We start from the raw sequence: 22,182 nt of genomic DNA on the forward strand, positions 1-22,182 counted from the left end.
GGTAGCTGGTGTAATTTTTTGCCTCACTATTAACCCCCTCTTTCAACATCCCCTTAGGAAGGAGCCTTTTACAATGAGCAGTGTTATTGATTTTTTAAACACGATCTTCTGGAGCTATGTGCTCATCTATGGCTTATTAGCTGTTGGTATTTTTTTTACAATCCGCCTAGGATTTATTCAATTCGTGCATTTTGGTGAGTTGTTTCGCAGTGTTTTGCGTGCGCCTACTACCGATAAAAATGGTATTTCTCCCTTTCAAGCCTTAACGGTTTCACTGGCCTCGCGGGTAGGTACAGGTAACTTAGCCGGTGTTGCTGTCGCTATTTATTTAGGCGGCCCTGGTGCTATTTTCTGGATGTGGATGGTGGCTTTAGTCGGTATGGCGACTGCTTACTCCGAATCTGCTCTGGCTCAACTGTATAAAATCAAAGGCCCTGAAGGTAATTATCGCGGTGGCCCTGCTTTTTATATCGCTAGAGGTTTAGGCCTACCTTGGCTCGGTGCTATTTTTGCGGTCTGTCTGATCTTATCCTTTGGTTTAGTGTTCAATGCGGTGCAAGCTAACTCGATTGCAGAGGCCTTTGAGGGTGCATTCGGTTTACCTAAACTGGTCACTGGACTGGTTATTGCGGGCTTAGCAGGTGTCATCATTTTTGGCGGGATTAAGAAAATTGCTCAAGTCGCTGAAATTGTGGTGCCGTTTATGGCAGGTGGTTATTTATTACTGGCTGTTTATGTATTAATCGTCAATATCACCGATGTTCCTCATGTATTGTGGACTATTGTTAGTAGTGCCTTTGGTTTCAATGAAGCCGTCGGCGGTGTAGCCGGTGGTATTATCGCTGCGATGTTAAATGGTATCAAACGCGGTCTATTCTCCAATGAAGCCGGTATGGGTTCTGCACCTAATATTGCAGCAGTAGCCACTCCGGTTCCTCATCACCCTTCTAGCCAAGGCTTTGTACAAGCGCTTGGGGTATTTATTGATACTATTTTAGTCTGTACTGCAACAGCTACTATGATTTTATTATCCGGTGTCTTAGAACCCGGCTCAGGTGTTACCGGAACCCAACTCACCCAACAAGCATTGAGTGTTCATATTGGTGCAGCAGGGCATTATTTCATTGCCATTGCTATCTTCTTCTTTGCCTTTACCTCCGTCATTGGTAACTATAGCTATGCTGAAAATGCCATGGTCTACTTAGGCTTAGGTGATAAACCCAAACTCATGGTATTACGTGGCATTCTATTGGCGATGGTCGTTTGGGGTTCGATCCAAACCATCCAAACCGTCTTTGATCTGGCGGATGCATCCATGGGATTAATGGCAACTATTAACTTAATTGCGATTGTTTTACTCTCTGGCACAGTTGTTAAATTAACCAATGATTACTTTGCTCAACGCAAACTGGGTAAAGAACCTACCTTTAACCCTCATGATTACCCTGAGCTAAAAGGTAAAATTGACCAATCTATTTGGGATGGACAATAACTAAGCTAATCATCTCCCTCTCTTATTGAGAGGGAGGTCTGTTGGGCGTATTATAAGGCTTAGCGTATTATCTTTTGCAACTTCACCTACGCCTCTACCTCTTCGTTAAAACCATGCCATACTTTCTAACCATAGCTCATTAGGAAGTCAGTGATATGGTCACTATTTATAATCTCAAACCTATATTTCAAAACTTATTAAAGCCACTGCTTAATAAGATAGCAAAATTAGGCATTACTCCCAACCAAATTACTCTCACTACTTTAGTATTCTGTGTCTTTGTTGGTTTAATGCTAGCCTATACTCAAGGCGCGAAATGGTTATTAATCCTACTACCACTAATCCTATTGTTACGCATGGCATTAAATGCCTTAGATGGAATGTTGGCTAAAACTTATCAATTACAAACCCCACTAGGCGCTATGCTCAACGAATTAGGGGATGTTATTGCTGATGCAGCATTATATTTACCCTTTGCCCTTATTCCTTTTATCTCCCCGACGCTTATTGTAATCTTCGTTATTACCGCCTTACTCACTGAAATGGCAGGCCTATTAGGTAAAACTCGCCGTTACGAAGGTCCTATGGGCAAGAGTGACCGTGCCTTTTTAATGGGTACTTTAGGTTTACTCATAGGCTTAGATTTATTACCTATGACTTGGGTCAATCCTATTTTAATAATAGCTATTGCACTCAATAGCTGGACTATTATTAATCGCTGCCGTAAGGGTTTAATAGCATGATAGATTCACTTATTGGATTATTTCATAGTAAAAGTGGCGTAGTATTATTAATGACTTATGCTGTACTCATGTTAGCCACCTTAATCATTACCTTAGTAAAAACCTATAAAACACCCGAACTCATAGCACGAATTCAATCATGGTGGTGGATTATTAGTTTATTTACGCTAGGCGTTATGCTGAATAATACCCTAGCTCTATTTTTCTTTGGCCTAGTAAGTTATTTAGCATTAAAAGAATACTTTACCTTAATACCTTCACGGCGTGCTGATCGACGTATTATTTTTTATGCGTATCTAGCTATTATCATACAATACCTTTTTGCTCATATGCAGTGGTATGGTATGTTTATTATCTGGATACCTGTTTATTTATTCTTATTCCTACCCTTTTGCCAAGTACTCAATGGTGAAACACAAGGATTTTTAGCCAATACCAGCCGCATACACTGGGGGCTAATGATGTTTGTTTTTGGTCTTAGTCATTTAGCCTATTTACTTAACTTAACTAACCCTAGTAATAACCTAGCTATTACGGGTACAGATTTAGTCCTTTATGTCGTATTACTCACCGAAGCTAATGATATATTACAATATTTATGGGGTAAACGTTTTGGTAAGCATAAAATTGTACCTAAAGTGAGTCCTAATAAAACAGTAGAAGGTTTTATCGGTGCCTTTATGTGTACAACGCTATTGGCATTATTCTTCTCTTTTCTGACTCCCTTTGAGTGGTATCAAGCATTATTAGTAGGTATGTTAATTAGTAGTGCTGGTTTTATTGGTGATGTGGTCATTTCCATGATTAAGCGCGAGGTTAATGTAAAAGACAGTGGCAGCTTACTTCCCGGACATGGTGGCATCTTGGATCGAGTGGATAGCCTCACTTATACCGCACCACTATTTTTTCATTATGTTTATTACTTATACTATTAGTTAGGTTATTAGTATGTTAAAACTCTTATTTTTCATACTCATTGTACGTCCCTTTTTGCTCTTAGTAACAGGAGTGCATATTCAAGGTCGTAATAATCTATCAACGACTGAATCTAGCATTTTAGTCGCTAATCATAATAGCCATCTGGATACTTTAATACTAATGAGTTTATATCCACTCAATCAGCTCAGTAAAGTTCGTCCTATTGCAGCCGCTGATTACTTTTTAAAGAATAAATGGCTAGCTTGGTTTTCACTGACTGTACTAGGTATTATTCCATTAAAACGTCAAGATAATGCGGATCGCTCCCAACTATTTACTGATATCAAAGCTGCTTTAAATCAGGGGCATAGTGTTATTATTTTTCCTGAGGGTAGTCGAGGTGAGGCTAATACGCTGGCTCCTTTTAAATCCGGTATTGCTCATTTAGCCAAAGACTTTCCTCAGACGCCAGTTATTCCGATTTATATGCATGGCACCGGCAAAGTATTGCCAAAAGGTGAAAAACTACTCGTCCCCTTTGGTATAGATGTTATGATCGGCAAGCCGCTTTATTACACCGCACAAACGACTAAGAGTGATTTTATGCAGCACTTAGAACAGAGTATTCGTGGTTTACAGCAATCATTACTAGGGATATAACGCTATGAAAACAGGACAATTTACCGCTTCAGAAGGCAATATATTATTCTATCGTGTATGGGATACAGACGCTCAAAGCAATGGCAAAATCGTCGTACTACTCCATCGCGGACACGAACACTCCGAGCGCTTAAGCGCGGTCGCCGAAGTGCTGGTTCAAGCAGGCTATAGCGTCTATGCCTTTGATAATCGCGGGCATGGTCATAGTAAAACAGCAGCCTGTTATGAATTTATGCAAATGGTACGCGACTTAGATACTTTTGTGCAGTTTATTTGCAAAGAAACACATAAAAATCAAAATGATATATTTATACTAGCTAATTCAGTAGGAGCCGTTATAGCCGCGACTTGGGTACATGATTACGCCCCTCAAATTGCGGGTATGGCATTATTAGCACCTGCGTTCAAAATTAAATTATATGTACCTTTAGCGAAACCAGCATTAGATCTTGCCATTCGCTTTAAGCCTAAATTAGAAGTTAAATCTTATGTTAAAGCCCGATTTTTAACCCATAATCGTGCAGAACAAGAGCGCTATAATAATGATAAACTGATTAACCCCTCTATTCCTGCACGACAATTAACGACTCTATTAGACACAGCCCAGCGAATTATTCAGGATGCTTATTTAATCGTAGCCCCTACTTTAGTGATTAGTGCGGGACAAGATTATGTTGTTGATAATGCAGCACAATTACAATTTTATGAAACATTATCCTCTCCGTTGAAAAAGCATCTGATTTTAGATGGTTTTTATCATGGCATTTTATATGAGCACGGTGCTGATAAAGTCATGAATAGTATTTTAGAATTTATCCAAATATGCTTTAAAGCCCCCGTATTGCAAATGCGCGATAACCTAGTCGTGTTAACCCAATGGGAGCGTAATCAAATTGCTGGTGGTAAAACCTCTCTAACCCGCAAACTTTCTTATCAAGCTCAACGCTATATGATGCAGCGTCTAGGTTTTTTAAGTGATGGTATGCAAGTAGGTTTAAAATATGGCTTTGACTCAGGTGTAGCTTTAGATCATATTTATAAAAATAAACCTAGTGGTCTAGGTATTATTGGGCGTGCTATTGATAAGCAATATTTAAATGCTATTGGCTGGCGTGGTATTAGGCAGCGTAAAGTCCATTTACAACAAATGCTTAAAGAAGCGATTTTACAGCTCCAAATTCAAGGTAAAGAGGTTAGTATTGTTGATATTGCCGGCGGCCCTGCTCGTTATCTCATGGAGCTGGCTCAGGCTTTACCTGATATTCAGATTCAAGTACGCGACTATCAAGAGCAAAATCTAGCTGAGGGAAGAACACTGGTGCGTCAGCTTAATTTAACTAATATTAATTACCTAGCGGCTGACGCTTTTGATTATGCCAGCTATCAAAATCAAACGATACGCCCTAATATTGTGATTGTTTCTGGGGTATTTGAATTATTTAGTAGTAATAATTTAATCAAAAAAGCCATTGAGGGGATTGCATACTGGCTACAACCTAATGGTTATGTCATTTACACCGGGCAACCTTGGCATCCGCAATTAGAGCAAATTGCCCAAGTACTCGGTAATCATCAAAAACAACGTTGGATTATGCGCCGCCGCAGTCAATATGAATTAGATAGCCTATTTAGTGACTATGGTTTTAAAAAGCTCCAAATGCAAATAGATAACTGGGGTATTTTTACTGTCTCACTAGCCCAACTAACCACAGATAACTCTATTAAATGAGATACCTACACTCATTTAGCTCCGATATGAATACACCGGCTTTAGTTAAAGAGCGATTGTTATGGTGTATTTATTTAGGTATCACTTTTTTCCTACTGTACGGAGCTGCTAATCACTATGCTGCTCTCACAGCGCCTCATCCTGCTATTTATATGGAGTGGGAGCATAATATTCCTTTTATTGCTCTCTTCATTATTCCCTATATGGCCTCGGATCTTATGTTTATCCTAGCCTTTAGCTTAAAACAATCGCGCTTAGAACTAAGAATCCTAGCTGCACGAGTGCTCTTTATCATAGTAGTATCGGTGCTTTGCTTTATCCTATTACCTTTGCAATTTGCTTTTACTAAACCACCGATTCAAGAATACGCTTTACTATTTAATCTACTGCAAGCGGATTTACCTTATAATCAATTACCTTCTCTACATGTCAGCTTTGCGATTATTTTATATAGCTCTATGAGTAGGCATACTCCCTCTAAATTTATTAAGAGCTTATTAGCAGTTAGCTTTATTCTAATTATTATTTCCACTCTATTAGTCTATCAACATCATTTCTGGGATATTCCGACTGGTGCCTTAGTCGGCTTTGGTGCTATTTATCTTATTCGCCATAACCCCAACTCTACTATAGTGCGCTGCTTTAGTACTCCGCGCCATTTAAAAATGGCACTCTACTATCTAGTCGCTACCATTATCTTACTAGTCTTGGCTTTTAATTTTAAAATACTAGCACCTATATGGCTTTATTTAGCTATGTGTACTTTAGCCGTCAGTATTGTCTATGCCTTTGGTTTCAATCAGGCTTTAGTGAATAAGCGAGATAAGCCTAGCATCTTACAATGGCTAGTATTTTTACCCTATTTTATCGGTACTTATTTCAATTGGCGCTTATATCAAAATCTACCGATACTCAAACCCTTAGTAAGTAATATCTATATAGGTAGACAGCCTAGCACCCATGAATATAATGCTCTAACTCAAGCGGGTATTAAACATATTATTAATCTCGCGCCTGAGCAAGTCTTTCAAAAAACTCACTTAACTCAAACACGCTTGGCTTTATTAGATTTGACCATACCAGCCCCTGAGCGTATTCATCAAGCTGTATTAGCACTAGAGCACTCTAAGCAAGAGCTCACTTATTTACACTGTGCTTTAGGACTAGCTCGCACGGGAATTATTGCAGGAGCCTATTTAATCTATCAGGGTTATCCTCGCGATGAGCTAGAAGCTCTCATTCAAGCGGCACAACCTCGATTCAAGGCCAAACCTTATACTCAAGTGGCTTGGGATTTATATGAAGATTATTTAAAAGATAATGCTAAGATAAAAACTTGAATATTATGAGAGGTAGTATAGGCGGTAAGAATACCGCCTTATAGTTAGTGCTATGTTACTTTTTTAAAAAATCTATTGTACTGTTGCGGGCTTACTCTCTCCCTGAGAGTAATAGTCGTACTTGTCTAAAATATCACGGGTAAAGCGCCAGGCTTCGTTATAGGATAAACCACTCCTTTCGGGAATAATTATTTTTACGTATAAATCCGTACCATATTGATTTTTTAAAGCACTTAATTCGCTGTGTAATGTCGTACCATCCACCGTCCTATAAACAAACTCACTGGGTTTACGAATTTGATAGCCGCCTCTTTGATAGACGACTTCGACTACCTGTTTATTTTTCGGTGAACGCGCGGGACGTATTAATTTTTGGTATTTACGATCTAGTTCATCTAGTTCGCCTTGTAACTTACTTAAGGCGGCTGTCGAACTAGTCTTTAAGGTATTGGCCTCGGTGGTTAAGCGCTGCACTTCCTGCTCTAACTCGGTCGTCTGCGTTTGGCGTTCGGTGAGTTGATCACGCAGGGTTTGCGTGGTGTTTAAAGCCGCACTTAATTCCTGCTCTAAGGTTTGAGTGCGTTGATTGGCAGCGCTGAGCTGAGTTTGGCTGGTTTGCTGGGATTGACGTGCTTGCTCTAGCTCTTGGGTCAGTGTTTCTGTTTTAGCCCGATTGCGTAATAGCTCATACTCGACCGAAGCGGCGCGATTTTTGTAGTAATCTAATTGCTCCTCTAAGGTCGCATTGGCTTTTAGTTGCTCCTCCACCTGCTGAGAGGCTTGTTGCTCGGCTTGAATGCTATTGCGTAATTGGCTGACTAGGCGGGTATTGCTCAATACCACGGTGAGGGTAATGAGCAAAAACGCCATGGTGACGACCATCATAATATCGCTAAAGGAAGGCCAGAAACTGCCTTCATGATCATCGTGAGTCTCTTGTCCCCAGCTCATCTGCGTGTCCCTTGTAAAATGGTATCCGCAGGGGTAAGTTGTTTAGGCTCTGATTTCGCTACAGCAGCAGGCGCACTGCTATTCGGTGGCAAACGAAAGCCCTCACGTAATGTATCTCGAATATCCTGAATCGTATGACTGCTATACTGCACCCCCTGATGTAAGTCAGCCACTGCCACTTGTAAGCGCTCACCTGCTTGTAAAAAGCGATCCTGTACCCGTGTCACTAATTCTGCCGCTTGGCGTAATTGTATCGCTAACGTGCCGACTTGTTGCACTAGGGTGCTTTCCCCTATCTGGAAGCGTGGCAGGATATACACCATGGTAACATCCTCAATATTACTTTGTAATTCAGTACGGATATCTTGTAAGCGTAAATGCAAATAAGAAAATAAGGTATAGCAAATAATCGCAGTCACAGTCGTACTCAGCGCCGTAGACATACTGTGAATAATCGCCCCCATCGGTGCGGTATCTTCAGGATGATTAAAGAGTTGTGCCGCTCCCACTAACGCCAAAGATAACGACACGACGGTGCCAAATACCCCGGTTAGGATTAACGTGTTATGGATAAAGCGCACTAAGGTAAATTCTGTTGCTAATTTAGCTTGTAGGCTAGAGGCCAATGCATTTTGATCCGGCATCGCCTGCTGTTGCGCAATCGTTTGCACCATATCATAACGCTCTACAATCAGCGCCCCATAGGATAGCCCATAGGCAGGATTCTCATCGCCTTGCTCAGCACGCCGCGCAAAATGCCAAATGACCCGCTGCTCCTGAGCAAAATCTAATAGCAACCAGCTCATGCGGATTAATCCCAATATAAATAAGCACAGGGTAAAACCATTCAATAAGATACCAATATCAATACCCCATGTGGTTTTCTGTCCTGTTTGAAAAAAACTTAATAGCTGCTGCCCGAATAAGCCCCCACCTAATAAACCAATCCCTAATAGTCCAAGTATTAAAACCAAAGTGGTGTAACAGTGTCGTTGCACAGGTTTCACAATATATCTCCGCTGCCATGCGTTAAATCAGAAGATGACTCCATATCACTCACTAAAGGGCGAGGCTGGACACTTAAGGTGTCTAAGGTATCAAGTTTACGTTCGGATGAAATCCCAAGCTCCGATAAGCGCTTAGCGCTAGGTATGACGTGACGCTCCAACGAACCGACTAAACGATTATAACTCTCTACACTTTGCCCTAATTGCCGCCCCGTGGCTTGGATATGAGTCGTTAATATACTCAGACGCTTATGTAACTCCTCCCCAAGGGTACGAATCTGACTCGCATTCGCTGTCAATGCCGCCTGCTTCCACCCAAAAGCAACTGCCCGTAGTAATGCCATAAGTGTAGCAGGTGATGCCAAAATCACCCGTGCTTCTAATGCTTCTGCTAATAAGGATTTATCCTGTTCTAATGCCGCCCCCAAAAAAGCCTCTCCAGGGACAAACAGCACCACAAAATCGGGCGCTTGTTGAAATTGCTCCCAATAACGCTTAGCGGCTAGTATCTTGACATGCTCCCTTAAACTACGAGCATGTTTTTGCAAATAATTTACCCGCGTTAACTCATCGCCAGCATCCATGGCCTCTAGATAAGCATCCATCGGGGCTTTAGCATCAACAATTAATTCTCGCGCATCCGGCAGGCGCACCACCATATCAGGACGAATCGTGCGCTCATCATTACTGCGCTGCACTTGTAGGGCAAAATCACAGTGCTCGGTCATGCCTGCTAGCTCGACAATACGCTTTAAACTTAACTCCCCCCATTGCCCACGTGCAGTGGGATTTTTTAAAGCGCTTGCTAGCTTAGTCGTTTCTTGGCGTAGCGTGACTTGATCGATGCTTAGAGCGCGTAATTGCTCCCCTAGGATACTAAAGGAAACCTCACGAGCGCGTTCCATGGCATAAAGGTGTTGTTCTGTTTTTTCGAGCGCTTGGCGAATGGGGTCGACTAAATACTCAATCGATTGTTGGCGTTGCTCTAGATCTGCTTTCGACTCGGCCTGAAAGCGCCCTAAATTGGCTTGCGCGAGCTGGATAAATTGCTCATTATTTTCCCGCAATGCCCGTTGTGATAAGGCAGCAAAGGCATTATTCATCCGATCTTGGGCATCATCTAACATGAGCATACGCTCTTCATGCAATTGCTCTTCGGCTTGGAGGCGATAGGTTAAGCGCTCAATTTCATGGCGAGCACTCTCTAAAGCACGCCCATAAATCCAATACCCAATCGCTAGCCCTAACCCTACTGCCAACACCACTAATAATAAAGCGCTATAGATATCCAAGGCTTACACCACTCATCGCCTTAGGATTTTAGTGCGTGGCATGTGGCATCAGCCAATGCATTAAATCGACAGGCTGCTGTAATACACCTTGTGCGCCCCAAGTATCTAATTGATCGTCTGCCCCAATATAGCCATAGGCGGCAATTAATGCTTTCATGCCCGCACGATTCGCCGCCTCAATATCACGCTCAGCATCACCAATATAAATACAGTGTTCCGGTGCTACCTCACACTGTGCAGCGGCATAAAGCAACGGTTCGGGGTGGGGTTTAGCAACTGCTAGCGTATCACCACTCACCACACTATAAGCACGATCCCTCAGTCTTAATTCGTCTAATAGGGCTAAGGTCAGCAGTGAGGGTTTATTAGTGACCACCCCCCACGGAATTTCCAACGCTTCTAAACGCTCTAATACTAAATCGATACCGGTAAATAACTGACTATCCACACAAATATTAGCGGCATAATGATCAAGGAATAAGCGAGTTCGGTGACGCAATTGTTCATCGGTCATTTCCGCACCAAAACCTAGTTTTAATAAAGCCCCAGCACCATGTGAGGCGGCTGGGCGAGCTTGGGCTAGGGTTAAAGTCTCACGTCCCTCTAAGCGTAATACTGCGTTTAAGGCATTAACCAAATCCGGTGCGGTATCGACTAAAGTACCGTCTAAATCAAACAATACGCCTTGAGGTAGTGAATAGGCGGTTTTATTCATGAACTGTTATCCCTTATTGACTGCTTGCTAGTAGTTTAGACATACGTTAACGAGGATCAAGGAGAGAGTCTAGTAGTAAAGCTAATCCGACCTGTAATCGTTTAAGTACTCATTACCTAGCCTATTGTGACTATAATTTCTTGTTAATAGTAAATCTAGTGGATTGATATTTATGACATTTCTTAAGCATGCCTTCAGTGTATCATTACTAAGTTTGAGTCTCCTGAGTGTGGCAACACCGACTCAAGCACTAACAACGATGACCAGCAAACCTATTAAAATGGAGCAATTAGTAGGCAAAGGGCGCTGGACAGCCATTGAGATTTGGGCATCTACTTGCTCCATTTGTCGTCAAACCATGCATAATTTTATTGAGATTGATCAGCGCCTACCGGCTATTGATGTATTTGGTATTTCCACTGATGATCAAGAAGGCAAACAAGATGCTTTGCACTTTATCCAGCAAAATAAAATGCGTTTTCCCAATTTCCTCAGTAGCTCAGCAGAAATGAGGAGCTATTTGGCTCGGCACGCCGAAGCCTTTCTGGGTACACCGACCCTATTATTATTCTCACCACAAGGCAAACTCGTTGCTGTTCAGCCAGGCCCCGTTACGTTGACTGAACTGAGAGATTTTATTAACGCACAATAATGTGTTACCACCCTAAATCTTTTAGGGTGGGCCAAAGCTCCTTTAGTCCGCCGCATCGGGTATGGTAATATTCAGCTCTAACACATCATAGCTGGTTCCCTTTTCAAACTGTACTTGTACCTGTCCCTCATCGACTGCGACATATTTACGAATCACCTCCATAATATCGCGCCGTAATTGGGGCAAAAAATCAGGCCCCGATCGGTCAATACGCTCATGAGCAATGAGAATTTGTAACCGTTCCTTTGCTACTTTCGCAGAATCCTGCTTAGAGTTCCTAAAAAAGCTAAACAATCCCATCGGTCAACCTCCAAATAGACGTTTGAGGAATCCCTTCTTCTCAATAGCTAAAAAGCGATGGGGAACCGTTTCGCCCAAATAACGCCGCACAAAGTCATCATAAGCCTGTCCTGCATGGCTGTGATTATCTAAAATAATCGGCGCACCATTATTGGAGGCTTGTAAGACACTTTTAGATTCAGGAATAACACCAATCAAAGGAACGGCAAGGATTTCTAAAATATCCTCCATTGCCAACATTTCCCCCTCTTGAACACGTTCGGGTGCATAACGTGTAATCAGTAAAAACTCGCGTACCGTCTCGCCCTGTTCCGCTTTATTGGTTTTACTAGCTAAGAGTCCTAAAATTCGATCCGAATCACGCACCGAAGAGACTTCTGGATTGGTCACAACAATAGCATCATCAGCAAAATACATTGCCATTGCTGCCCCTTTTTCAATCCCTGCGGGCGAGTCACAGATGATATAGTCAAACCCATCCTCATGAAGCTCGTTTATGACCCGCGCGACCCCCTCTTGGCTAAGTGATTCCTTATCACGGGTTTGGGAGGCCGGCAAAATATAAAGACTCTCACAGCGCTTATCTTTGATTAAGGCTTGCTTTAGAGTAGCCTCACCATTAATAACATTAATAAAATCATAGACTACCCGACGCTCGCAACCCATGATCAAATCTAGATTACGTAGCCCCACGTCAAAATCGATGACGGCTGTTTTATGGCCTCGTAAAGCTAACCCAGTTGCAAGGGCTGCACTGGTGGTTGTTTTACCAACTCCCCCTTTACCAGAGGTCACCACAATAATCCTAGCCAATCTCATACTCCTTTCTTTTATTTGAAGACCTTCATGGGGATATTTTGAATGTTAAACCGTCTCAGTTTAGCAAATAACCCTTAAAATACTAATGTTTGATTAGGGTATCTTAAGCAGCTTAATCTGCTATTTTAATTAAAACATTGGATCAATAACGAGTTTTTCACCATTTAAATAGATCATAGCGGGACGACTTTTGAGAGGAGTATCTACCTCATCTAACAATCGATAACGTCCTGCAATCGCTACTAATTCTGCTTCTAATTTTTGACAAAAAATACGGGCTTGCGTATCTCCTAAAATACCGGCTAATACTCTTCCGCGCAATGAGCCATAAACGTGCACAGACCCCGCCGCTAACAGCTCGGAGCCAGCACTAGTATGTTGCAGCACCACAATATCGCCCTCTAATGCACAGATTTGTTGCCCTGAACGCACCGGCTTATCGACCAAAACCATATGCGGTTGCGCCGGATTTGTCGCCGGTTTTGGCGGGGTCATATCGACCGGAATAGACGTCTGTGAGCTGCGTGCAACCGCTCCCGGACGTAAAGTAGCCCACCCTGACTGCATGGCTTGCTCAATTAAGTGCTCTGGGAAGTTACGCAAGCCTACTGGAATGAAATCGGCTTCGCGTATAACATCTGCCAAAACTTTTAGATCAATATTTTGGCAATCTGCACTAATCCCCTGACAATCCACGATGATAGGCCCTCTGGATAATACAGGTGATATTTCACGTTTTTGCTTGAGGGCTACACCAATAGCCTCTACATCACTAGATTGTAGTGCCAATACATTGACTAGCGTCATTTCTCCTTTAAAAATAAAGGGTTGTTGCGTCATAAGTTGTCCTCCTTGTCACTAACTATGAGCCTTCGTATGGATCAGCTAGCTTTAAATTCAACCTTATCGAAAAATTTTTATCTTTTCATAAGGATTTGTTATATTTGTGACCAAGTTGAAATTAATGAATATCAACCTAAACCACTCCTGAATAACTAAGCTTGCTGGAATTTATAATCATGAGCAGGAGCAATCATCGCCCCTTTTTTCCCTATATTGCCTTAGTAGGGGTTCTTAATTGTTGTTCAATGGGCTATCTCGCGGCAGCAGAAACAGCCTCTTCAACTAAGTTACCCGAATTAGGCAGTGTCGCTAGCCCCTCAGAGCAATTTCGTATAGCCGAACGCTATATTAAGGGAGTAGGCGTAGAAAGCAACCCAGAACTAGGTATGCAATGGCTACGTTTAGCAGCGGCACAACAATACCCTAAAGCACTCTATGAACTTGCTTTTCACTATGAGCATGGCATTGATACAAAGCAAGACACTAATAAAGCTATTAATTTATACAAACAAGCAGCCTCCTTAGGCTATATGGATAGCTCAATTTAACTTAGGCTTTTTGTACATTAAAACCGGGGATGTTAAACAAGCCCGTGATTGGTTAGAAAAAGCCGCCCTGCAAAATGATCGGGATGCACAATATAACCTTTCTCTGATCTATGCAGATAATAGGCTAGATGGCGACACAGATAATCAAAAACTTATCGAATGGTTGACCAAAGCCGCAGAAAATAAGCATCGCGATGCCCAATTCAATCTAGGCACCCGTTATCTACAGGGAAATGGCATTGAAAAAAACCTAGAAAAAGCGGCCTATTGGTTTACTGCTGCAGCCAATCAAGGCGATGCGGCGGCTCAATTTAATTTAGGGCTGATGTATGAAGGCGGCGAAGGTGTGACCAAAGATATAGGCAAAGCGATCGAATGGTATCGCAAAGCAGCCGAACAAAACGAAGCGGGGGCACAATATAATCTTGGTATCAAATATGTCTTAGGGGAAGGCATTGAGCAAGATACTGATAAGGGTATTGAATGGGTCTCTAAAGCAGCAGAAAACAAGAACCCTGCCGCACAATACATGATGGCCTACCTCTTTAATCAAGGGAGTGACCTCCCGCATGATCCCACCCTCGCCTTATATTGGTATAAGGCTTCTGCCGAACAGGGCTATCCTGAAGCACAATATAATCTGGCGATGATGTTTGCTAAAGGTGAAGGCGTGGAGCAAGACTATAAAGAGTCGCTCTTTTGGGTACGCAAAGCCGCACAAGCCAATCATATTAATGCTCAATATAGTCTAGGTACTTTCTTAGCCAAAGGTCTAGGTACGACTAAAAATCTGCCTGAGGCAGCTTTCTGGCTATCACTAGCTGCCGCAAAAGGTGAGCAACACGCGATTGAAAACCGTGATGTGGTGATGGAAATGCTCAGTACAGCCGAACAAGATGATGTAAAAAAACGCATTGATGTTGAACTAGCTAAAAATCCGTCTAACAATACCTCCACCTCCTCCACTAACTCGCAATAAGCGACTGGGGTAGACCTTGCGTCTACCCTTAGGATGAAGTACGTCATCCTCTACACTCCCTCAAATTCCTCTTTTCACAGAATCAAAAGTTCACCCCATGCGTAGATCAGAGTAAAATATTGCGTTTTATTGTGTTGGGATACCTCGATGAGCGCTTGGCTAAAACCGATTTTCCCCCCTCCTCCGGCTGGCTCGACCTATTGGGGGCAATTACAAGGCAGTGCCCAAAGCCTACTCATAGCAAATGCCGCCGAACAACATAAAGGTGTCGTCTTACTCTTAACAGCAGATATTCATGCAGCACTGCGACTCGAAGCGGCTCTACGGTTTTTTACCCCTAGCACACCTCTGCATATTTTTCCCGACTGGGAAACCCTGCCCTATGATATTTTTTCACCGCTTGAGGATATTGTCTCTGAGCGTTTAAAACTGCTCTCCAGACTCTCTAGTATGACGCAGGGCATTTTAATCGTGCCGATGACGACCTTAATGCATCGCCTCCCGCCCACGCACTATATACATGCGCATACCCTGAATGTCACCGCTGGGGACTCCTTTAAAGTCGATACCTTTCGTCAACAGTTAGAGCAAGCGGGGTATCGGGCAGTTAATCAAGTTATTGAGCATGGTGAATATGCGACCCGTGGCTCGATCTTTGACCTATTCCCTATGGGGAGCGATGTTCCTTATCGTATTGATCTATTTGATGATGAAATTGAAAGTATTCGCAGTTTCGACCCTGAAACGCAGCGTACTCAAGACAAAGTTAAGCAGATTGAGCTATTACCCGCACGCGAATTCCCACTAGATAAATCCGGCATTGAACGATTCAAACAAAACTACCGCAATCAATTAGGTGGAGATCTCAGCCGTAGTCAAGTCTATGATGCGGTGAGCAAAGGTAATCCTCCGGCGGGTGTGGAGTATTACTTACCCTTATTTTTTGAACATACCGCTACCCTATTTGATTACCTGCCTGAGCGTACCTTAATTATTTTTGAAGAGCATGCTCAACCAGCAATTGCGAGCTTCTGGCAGACTATTGAACATCGCTATGAAGAGCGCCGCCATGATATTGAGCGCCCCCTATTGGAGCCTAAAAAGGTCTTTATTGATCCGGCTGCACTTCAGTATGAATTAGGGCGTTATCGGCGTATTCAAGTCGCACAAGGGACGGAACAAGTCGGCACCCACTACCCTACTTACTCACTCCCCCCCTTATTAGTCCAAAATAAACACGAACAGCCTTTAATTTTTCTCACTGAGTTTCTCAAGCACCTCAAAGGGCGCGTTTTATTTACCGCTGAATCAGCCGGACGGCGTGAGGCTTTGCTGCAATTACTGCGCGATAATCACTTAAGTGTCAAAGTGTTTGATAGCTGGCAAGCGTTTTTAGACTCTACAGAAGCTATGGCGATTACCGTCGCACCATTAGAGTCTGGTTTTTGGCTGAAAGAGCCAGCGCTGGCGGTTATTCCTGAGACACTATTACACGGTGCCCCTGTACAGCAACAACGCCGCCGTAAAAAAGCGACCCGTGATGCTGACTCGATTATTCGCAATCTCACCGATTTGAATCAGGGCGCTCCCATTGTGCATGAGGAGCATGGGGTCGGACGCTATTTAGGGATGCAGACCATTACCACCGGCGGCATGACCTCTGAATATTTAACCCTCGAATATGCAGGAGGTGATCGGCTATATGTGCCCGTCACTGCTTTGCATCTCATTAGTCGCTATACCGGTGTATCCCCTGATGCAGCACCCCTACATAAATTAGGCAATGAGCAATGGAGCAAAAGTCGTCAAAAGGCGGCGGAAAAAGCTCGTGATGTCGCTGCTGAACTCTTAGATATCCATGCCCGCCGCGCGGCACAACAAGGCCAAGCTTTTGAGTTTAATGAGCTGGAGTATCAACAATTCTCCGCCGGTTTCCCGTTTGAGGAAACACCGGATCAAGCCTTAGCCATTGAATCAGTGATTAGAGATATGCGCTCCTCACAACCGATGGATCGGGTGGTGTGTGGGGATGTAGGCTTTGGTAAAACCGAGGTTGCCATGCGAGCAACCTTTATTGCAGCGAATGCGGGTAAGCAAGTCGCTATTATTGCCCCCACTACCCTACTCGTGCAGCAACATCTTAATAATTTCCGTGATCGTTTTGCCGATTGGCCGTTTGCGATTGAATCTTTATCCCGCTTTAAAAGTGCAGCCCAAATCAAACAAGCACTCGATAAGGTAAAGGCTGGTCATATTGATATCGTGATTGGTACACATAAACTGCTGCAAGAGGATGTGATTTTTAAAAATCTGGGCTTAGTGATTATTGACGAGGAACACCGCTTTGGGGTGCGCCATAAAGAGCAACTTAAAAAGCTCCGCGCCAATGTGGATATGCTCACCATGACGGCCACTCCTATCCCCCGCACGCTGAATATGTCGCTCTCTGGCTTGCGTGACCTATCCATTATTGCCACTCCGCCGGTACAACGCCATGCCATTAAAACCTTTGTTACCGAGTGGAGTAATACCCTCATTCAAGAAGCCTGTGCACGGGAAATCGCTCGTGGTGGGCAGGTTTATGTGCTCCATAATGAAGTCGATACCATTGGCAAAATGGTCGACGACATCCAAACCCTACTCCCACAAGCCAAAATCCAATACGCTCACGGACAAATGCGTGAGCGCGAATTAGAAAGTATTATGCAGGACTTTTACCATCAACGTTTCCAGATTTTGGTAGCCACTACTATTATTGAAAACGGGATTGACGTCCCTTCTGCTAATACCATTATTATCCATCGCGCTGATAAATTAGGCTTAGCACAGCTACACCAACTGCGCGGACGGGTCGGGCGTTCACATCATCGGGCTTATGCGTATTTAATTACCCCACCAAAAAAACACCTCACCCCTGATGCACAAAAACGTTTAGAGGCGATTGAATCCTTAGAAGATTTAGGGGTTGGCTTTACTTTAGCGACTCATGATCTGGAAATTCGCGGGGCGGGTGAGTTATTAGGTGAGGATCAAAGCGGACAAATCCAAGAAATCGGCTTCCATTTGTATAATGATTTATTGCAGCGGGCGGTACGTGCATTAAAAACGGGGCAAATGATTGATTTAGCACAGCCTACTCAACCGCCTACTACCATTGATTTAGGCAGCCCTACCCTAATTCCCGAAAGCTATTTACCCGATGTGCATAGCCGCTTGATTTTATATAAGCGCATTGCTAGTGCAGAAGATCAAATGGCCTTAGATGAGTTACAAGTAGAAATGATAGATCGCTTTGGTTTATTACCCGAACCGACGAAAGCTTTATTTGCCGCGACTGAAATTAAATTACTCGCTCAACCCCTAGGTATTCGTAAACTAGATATGCATGCTACCGGAGGGCGCATTTTATTTGATGCCAAACCGAATATTGATCCGCTGAAAATTATTCAACTGATACAAAAACGCCCCTGGGAGTTTAAATTAGAAGGCTCAGATAAACTAAAGCTTTTAAAAGAAATAGCGAATGCTGAAGAAAGAATAGGATGGCTTAAAAAATTACTCAATGATTTTAGGAGCTAAATCAACCCCACCCCAGCCCTCCCCTTGGCAGGTGAGGGAACAACTCTTCCCTCTCCCCCAGCCAAGGGGGAGATTGAGAGGGGGTTCTACTCACCCAACCAAAGGGGAGACTGAAAGGGGGGTGTTGGACTAACTAACGCCTACTTCTTTTAATAAAGCGTCCGCTGCCAGAATACCTAATTGATTAGCGGCTAAGGGACTATCACCCGTAATCAGCTTACGATCTTGATAGCACTGTCCACTAATGCCCTCATTGAGAATTTCCACACCAAGTGATTTGAGTTTTTCACCTAATAACCACGGCATAGGCCCTGGAATATAGCCAATATCGACATTAGCCCCTAGGTCTAAACTATCAGGGAACACACAGATTTTATAGCCTTTAAACAAAAAGTCTGACTCTGCTTCATTATGCGCGGCTGCTACTAATCCAGCCGGACCATGACACAGCGAGATCACATATTTATCATTAGCCACTGCCCACTTTAATACTTGCTTGACCTCATCACTAAAGGGGATTGCATGCATCGCAGCATGTCCACCGGGAATAAACATACCGATATAGGGTGAGTCTTTACCTAATTGTTTTTCTAGTACATCTGATAATTTCAGCGGCTGCTTAAATTTAGGTAGGTATTTCTCATAAACCGCCTGTACGGTTTCATCCTCACTCGGAAAAGCCCACATTTCCAATTTAACCGGATTACCCGATAAAGTTGCCACCTCAATTTCAAAGCCTGCTTGGTCTAAATGGTGCATGGGTAATAAAGTTTCTACTGGATGATTACCCGTTGAGAAAAACTTACCATTGCCCATTAATAAATAGCGTTCATCGGAGGCAATCATGAGCACTTTCCATTTACCGCCCTGATAGGGTTTATTAAATTTTAACCCATCAAAATCTGTTTTTTTAGGAATATATAAACTTAAAGAGTAGGGAGAAGGGAAAAAAGCATTATGTTCAGCCACATCGGGGTTAGGTTGCTTATTTTTTACCTCATTATTAACAGTCATTTTATCCATCCTATAGAAAAAAACATTTATATTCGGCTTATAGAGTAGTATATTTAGGGGCAGCGAGTACAAAAACCCCCACTTTTTGAGCACATTTTAACCGTACCTCGCCTTTACTTTCTATCATTACTATTGATCATAAACATCATTTGCAGTGTCTAGTTATCCGTGATGTGACTCAAAAATAGATAACAATATTATTGGCTAGCCCCTGCTTAGAGTGAGCCTTTTAACCACATAACCACAGGCTGATGAATATGCACAGAATTGATTTAGAACGTGTCACCCTACAAGAACAACTCTTACGCTTTACCCATTTTGATGCTAATACCGCATGGGAATTAGGTTGCCGTTTACGCCACAAAGCTTTTGAACGTCAGCAGAGTTTAGTCATTGATATTACTGTGAATGGTTTTCAGTTATTTTGCTGTGCTATGGAGGGTACTACCCCGGAGAATACCGATTGGGCACGGCGCAAGCGTAATGTAGTGCAGCGTTTTCAGCGTAGTTCCTATGCTATGGGGCTGCATTTTTCTCTCAAACAAGTTGATTTAATGGAAAAATACGGTCTACCCAGCAGTGATTATGCCGCACACGGTGGCTGCTTTCCGATTCGCGTGAGTGATGTGATGGTCGGTACGGTCGTAGTCTCTGGATTACCACAACGGGATGATCATAATCTGGTGATTGAGGTATTGTGTGAAATGCTACATCAACCCATAGAGCAGCTACGTTTGCCCTAAATACTGGTAAAAGCAAAACTGATAAAAGCAAGCGGGTGTTTCTGGAGCAGTCTTGGCGGCAAGGATGTCGCCGTGCGGAAGAAACACCCGCTTGCTTTTAGGTCGATATATAACTAAGCCTCAGCACTTTTTTCCCATGTATCCTTCAGGCTAATCACACGATTAAACACTAAATGATCCGGTGTTGAATCTTGAGCATCTTGAATAAAATAACCTTGGCGCTCAAATTGATAACGGGTGTCTTTATCTGAGTGGGCAAGATTCACTTCCGCCTTACAGCCACGCAAAATAACCAAGCTATTGGGATTCATATAATCGAGGAAGTTTTTTCCGCCCGCGTCCGGTGCTACATCAGTAAACAAGCGATCATACAGACGCACTTCACAATCTACACTACTGCGAGCATCAACCCAATGAATTACCCCTTTAGCTTTGACACCATCGGCTGGGTCTTTGCCTAAGGTATCCTCAATTACATTTGCATGTACCTCGACTATATTGCCTTGCTCATCCTTAATGGCCTTCACTGCTTCAATAATATAGGCACTACGTAGGCGCACCCGTTTACCTAATACTAAACGTTTAAATTGCTTATTAGCCTCTTCACGGAAATCGTCTTGTTCAATCCAAATTTCACGGCTAAAGGGTAAAGTGCGCGTACCAAAGGCTTCATTTTGAGGGTGATTATGTCCCAGCACCGTCTCGGTTTTAGTATCAGGATAATTTAACAAAACCACTTTCAAAGGTTGCAAGACACACATCGCGCGGGGTGCATTGGTATTAAGGTCTTCTCGAATCGCATGTTCGAGCATACTAATATCCACGACCCCTTCGACTTTAGTCACCCCTGCCATTTCGCAGAAATCACGCAAGGCTTTAGGGGTAAAGCCACGCCGACGCATACCCGCAATGGTAGGCATACGCGGATCGTCCCAGCCATCAACATGTTTCTCATCGACTAATTGTTTTAGTTTGCGCTTACTGGTGACGGTGTAATTCACATTCAAACGCGAAAACTCGTATTGATGCGGTGTAGCAGGTACCGGAAGATTGGCAATAAACCACTCATATAATGGGCGATGATCTTCAAACTCTAAGGTACAAATCGAGTGTGTAATCCCCTCAATCGCATCGCTTTGACCATGTGCATAGTCATAGGAAGGATAGATACACCATTTATCACCCGTTTGATGATGGGAGGCTTTTTTAATGCGGTAAATCACGGGGTCACGCAGATTGATATTAGGGGAGGCCATATCAATTTTAACTCGTAAGGCACAAGCCCCTTCTTCAAACTCACCTGAGCGCATTTTTTCAAATAGCGCTAAATTTTCCTCGACGGTGCGATTACGGTAAGGGCTATCTTTGCCCACCTCGGTAAGTGTGCCGCGATATTGGCGCATTTCCTCAGCACTCAAATCACACACATAGGCTTTACCGTGATTAATTAAATACAGTGCCCAGGCATAGAGTTGATCAAAATAGTCCGAGGCATAGCGTACTTTGCCTTCCCATTGATAGCCTAACCATTGCACATCACGTTGAATAGACTCAACATATTCCTCATCCTCTTTGGCTGGATTGGTGTCGTCCATGCGTAAATTACAGACCCCACCATAACGTTGTGCCAAACCAAAATTCAGCCAGATCGATTTAGCATGCCCTAAATGCAAATAGCCATTTGGCTCCGGTGGAAAACGCGTATGCACTTGGGTCACTTTGCCATTGCTTAGGTCGTCTTCGACAATTCTTTCGATAAAATTGAGTGGTTTAGTGGTCTCGCTCATGATGGATAGTTAACCCTTTAAAATAATGGTAGTGATTAGACTATGGTTAGGGATAGCTGTCTAGCCTAGGC

20 protein-coding genes are annotated in these 22,182 nt (G+C 43.1%); 11 read left to right on the forward strand and 9 right to left on the reverse strand.

Annotation, left to right across the window (positions count from 1 at the left end; translation table 11 throughout):
• The first annotated feature begins 73 nt into the window (after positions 1 to 73).
• The 6 genes from A3IK_RS0107285 to A3IK_RS0107310 all read left to right on the forward strand — a co-directional run bounded on the left by A3IK_RS0107285 (position 74) and on the right by A3IK_RS0107310 (position 6,882).
• Positions 74 to 1,492, forward strand: coding sequence for an alanine/glycine:cation symporter family protein (locus A3IK_RS0107285; RefSeq protein ID WP_020559317.1), 1,419 nt, complete (start codon positions 74 to 76; stop codon positions 1,490 to 1,492).
• A 155-nt stretch (positions 1,493 to 1,647) separates the two neighbouring features.
• Positions 1,648 to 2,235 (forward strand): CDP-alcohol phosphatidyltransferase family protein, encoded by a 588-nt coding sequence (locus A3IK_RS0107290; RefSeq protein WP_020559318.1) that lies wholly within the window; start codon positions 1,648 to 1,650, stop codon positions 2,233 to 2,235.
• Positions 2,232 to 3,170 (forward strand): phosphatidate cytidylyltransferase, encoded by a 939-nt coding sequence (locus tag A3IK_RS0107295; RefSeq protein ID WP_020559319.1) that lies wholly within the window; start codon positions 2,232 to 2,234, stop codon positions 3,168 to 3,170. Before A3IK_RS0107290 ends, A3IK_RS0107295 begins: the two co-directional genes overlap by 4 nt.
• 13 nt (positions 3,171 to 3,183) lie before the next feature.
• Positions 3,184 to 3,813, forward strand: coding sequence for a lysophospholipid acyltransferase family protein (locus A3IK_RS0107300; RefSeq protein WP_020559320.1), 630 nt, complete (start codon positions 3,184 to 3,186; stop codon positions 3,811 to 3,813).
• Between the two features lie 4 nt (positions 3,814 to 3,817).
• Positions 3,818 to 5,542 (forward strand): bifunctional alpha/beta hydrolase/class I SAM-dependent methyltransferase, encoded by a 1,725-nt coding sequence (locus tag A3IK_RS0107305; protein ID WP_020559321.1) that lies wholly within the window; start codon positions 3,818 to 3,820, stop codon positions 5,540 to 5,542.
• A 26-nt stretch (positions 5,543 to 5,568) separates the two neighbouring features.
• Positions 5,569 to 6,882, forward strand: a complete 1,314-nt coding sequence (locus tag A3IK_RS0107310; protein ID WP_020559322.1) for a phosphatase domain-containing putative toxin — start codon at positions 5,569 to 5,571, stop codon at positions 6,880 to 6,882.
• Between the two features lie 72 nt (positions 6,883 to 6,954).
• Here A3IK_RS0107310 and A3IK_RS18830 read toward each other — a convergent pair whose 3' ends face one another.
• Genes A3IK_RS18830 through A3IK_RS0107330 form a run of 4 tightly spaced genes read right to left on the reverse strand, consistent with a single transcriptional unit; the run spans position 6,955 to position 10,847 of the window.
• Positions 6,955 to 7,833, reverse strand: coding sequence for a hypothetical protein (locus A3IK_RS18830; RefSeq protein WP_020559323.1), 879 nt, complete (start codon positions 7,831 to 7,833; stop codon positions 6,955 to 6,957).
• The gene (locus A3IK_RS18835; RefSeq protein ID WP_020559324.1) at positions 7,830 to 8,840 is read right to left on the reverse strand and encodes a hypothetical protein; all 1,011 of its coding nucleotides are present in this window, start codon (positions 8,838 to 8,840) and stop codon (positions 7,830 to 7,832) included. Before A3IK_RS18835 ends, A3IK_RS18830 begins: the two co-directional genes overlap by 4 nt.
• Complete coding sequence (locus A3IK_RS0107325; RefSeq protein ID WP_020559325.1) at positions 8,837 to 10,132, reverse strand: DNA recombination protein RmuC; 1,296 nt, start codon at positions 10,130 to 10,132, stop codon at positions 8,837 to 8,839. The genes A3IK_RS18835 and A3IK_RS0107325 overlap by 4 nt, the downstream gene beginning before the upstream one ends.
• Positions 10,133 to 10,160: 28 nt before the next feature.
• A complete protein-coding gene (locus A3IK_RS0107330) occupies positions 10,161 to 10,847 on the reverse strand; it encodes an HAD family hydrolase (RefSeq protein ID WP_020559326.1) in 687 nt (228 codons plus the stop codon).
• Between the two features lie 172 nt (positions 10,848 to 11,019).
• On the opposite strand from A3IK_RS0107330, the gene A3IK_RS0107335 reads away from it, so the two are divergent.
• Positions 11,020 to 11,499, forward strand: a complete 480-nt coding sequence (locus A3IK_RS0107335) for a TlpA family protein disulfide reductase (protein WP_020559327.1) — start codon at positions 11,020 to 11,022, stop codon at positions 11,497 to 11,499.
• 42 nt (positions 11,500 to 11,541) lie between these two features.
• Here the strand turns inward: A3IK_RS0107335 and minE are convergent, their stop codons facing one another.
• The 3 genes from minE to minC all read right to left on the reverse strand — a co-directional run bounded on the left by minE (position 11,542) and on the right by minC (position 13,458).
• On the reverse strand, positions 11,542 to 11,799 hold the full coding sequence (minE, locus tag A3IK_RS0107340) for a cell division topological specificity factor MinE (protein WP_020559328.1): 258 nt from the start codon (positions 11,797 to 11,799) through the stop codon (positions 11,542 to 11,544).
• A gap of 3 nt (positions 11,800 to 11,802) precedes the next feature.
• Positions 11,803 to 12,612, reverse strand: a complete 810-nt coding sequence (minD, locus tag A3IK_RS0107345; protein WP_020559329.1) for a septum site-determining protein MinD — start codon at positions 12,610 to 12,612, stop codon at positions 11,803 to 11,805.
• A 135-nt stretch (positions 12,613 to 12,747) separates the two neighbouring features.
• Positions 12,748 to 13,458 (reverse strand): septum site-determining protein MinC, encoded by a 711-nt coding sequence (gene minC, locus A3IK_RS0107350; RefSeq protein WP_020559330.1) that lies wholly within the window; start codon positions 13,456 to 13,458, stop codon positions 12,748 to 12,750.
• 179 nt (positions 13,459 to 13,637) lie between these two features.
• On the opposite strand from minC, the gene A3IK_RS18840 reads away from it, so the two are divergent.
• The 3 genes from A3IK_RS18840 to mfd all read left to right on the forward strand — a co-directional run bounded on the left by A3IK_RS18840 (position 13,638) and on the right by mfd (position 18,567).
• Positions 13,638 to 14,009 carry a tetratricopeptide repeat protein gene (locus A3IK_RS18840; RefSeq protein ID WP_083915690.1) on the forward strand — a complete coding sequence of 124 codons (372 nt, stop codon included), beginning with the start codon at positions 13,638 to 13,640 and terminating at the stop codon, positions 14,007 to 14,009.
• Between the two features lie 10 nt (positions 14,010 to 14,019).
• Positions 14,020 to 14,988, forward strand: a complete 969-nt coding sequence (locus tag A3IK_RS18845; protein ID WP_020559332.1) for a tetratricopeptide repeat protein — start codon at positions 14,020 to 14,022, stop codon at positions 14,986 to 14,988.
• A gap of 147 nt (positions 14,989 to 15,135) precedes the next feature.
• Complete coding sequence (gene mfd, locus A3IK_RS0107360; protein WP_020559333.1) at positions 15,136 to 18,567, forward strand: transcription-repair coupling factor; 3,432 nt, start codon at positions 15,136 to 15,138, stop codon at positions 18,565 to 18,567.
• A 129-nt stretch (positions 18,568 to 18,696) separates the two neighbouring features.
• On the opposite strand, the gene hchA is transcribed toward mfd, so the two are convergent.
• Positions 18,697 to 19,581, reverse strand: a complete 885-nt coding sequence (gene hchA, locus A3IK_RS0107365) for a glyoxalase III HchA (protein WP_020559334.1) — start codon at positions 19,579 to 19,581, stop codon at positions 18,697 to 18,699.
• 257 nt (positions 19,582 to 19,838) lie between these two features.
• Here hchA and A3IK_RS0107370 point away from each other — a divergent pair, with 257 nt between their 5' ends.
• On the forward strand, positions 19,839 to 20,324 hold the full coding sequence (locus A3IK_RS0107370) for a heme-degrading domain-containing protein (protein ID WP_020559335.1): 486 nt from the start codon (positions 19,839 to 19,841) through the stop codon (positions 20,322 to 20,324).
• Positions 20,325 to 20,437: 113 nt separating this feature from the next.
• On the opposite strand, the gene A3IK_RS0107375 is transcribed toward A3IK_RS0107370, so the two are convergent.
• A complete protein-coding gene (locus A3IK_RS0107375) occupies positions 20,438 to 22,111 on the reverse strand; it encodes a glutamine--tRNA ligase/YqeY domain fusion protein (protein ID WP_020559336.1) in 1,674 nt (557 codons plus the stop codon).
• Positions 22,112 to 22,182 lie beyond the last annotated feature (71 nt).

This window comes from Thiofilum flexile DSM 14609 (genome assembly GCF_000380185.1).
In the GTDB taxonomy this organism is placed as follows: domain Bacteria; phylum Pseudomonadota; class Gammaproteobacteria; order Thiotrichales; family Thiotrichaceae; genus Thiofilum; species Thiofilum flexile.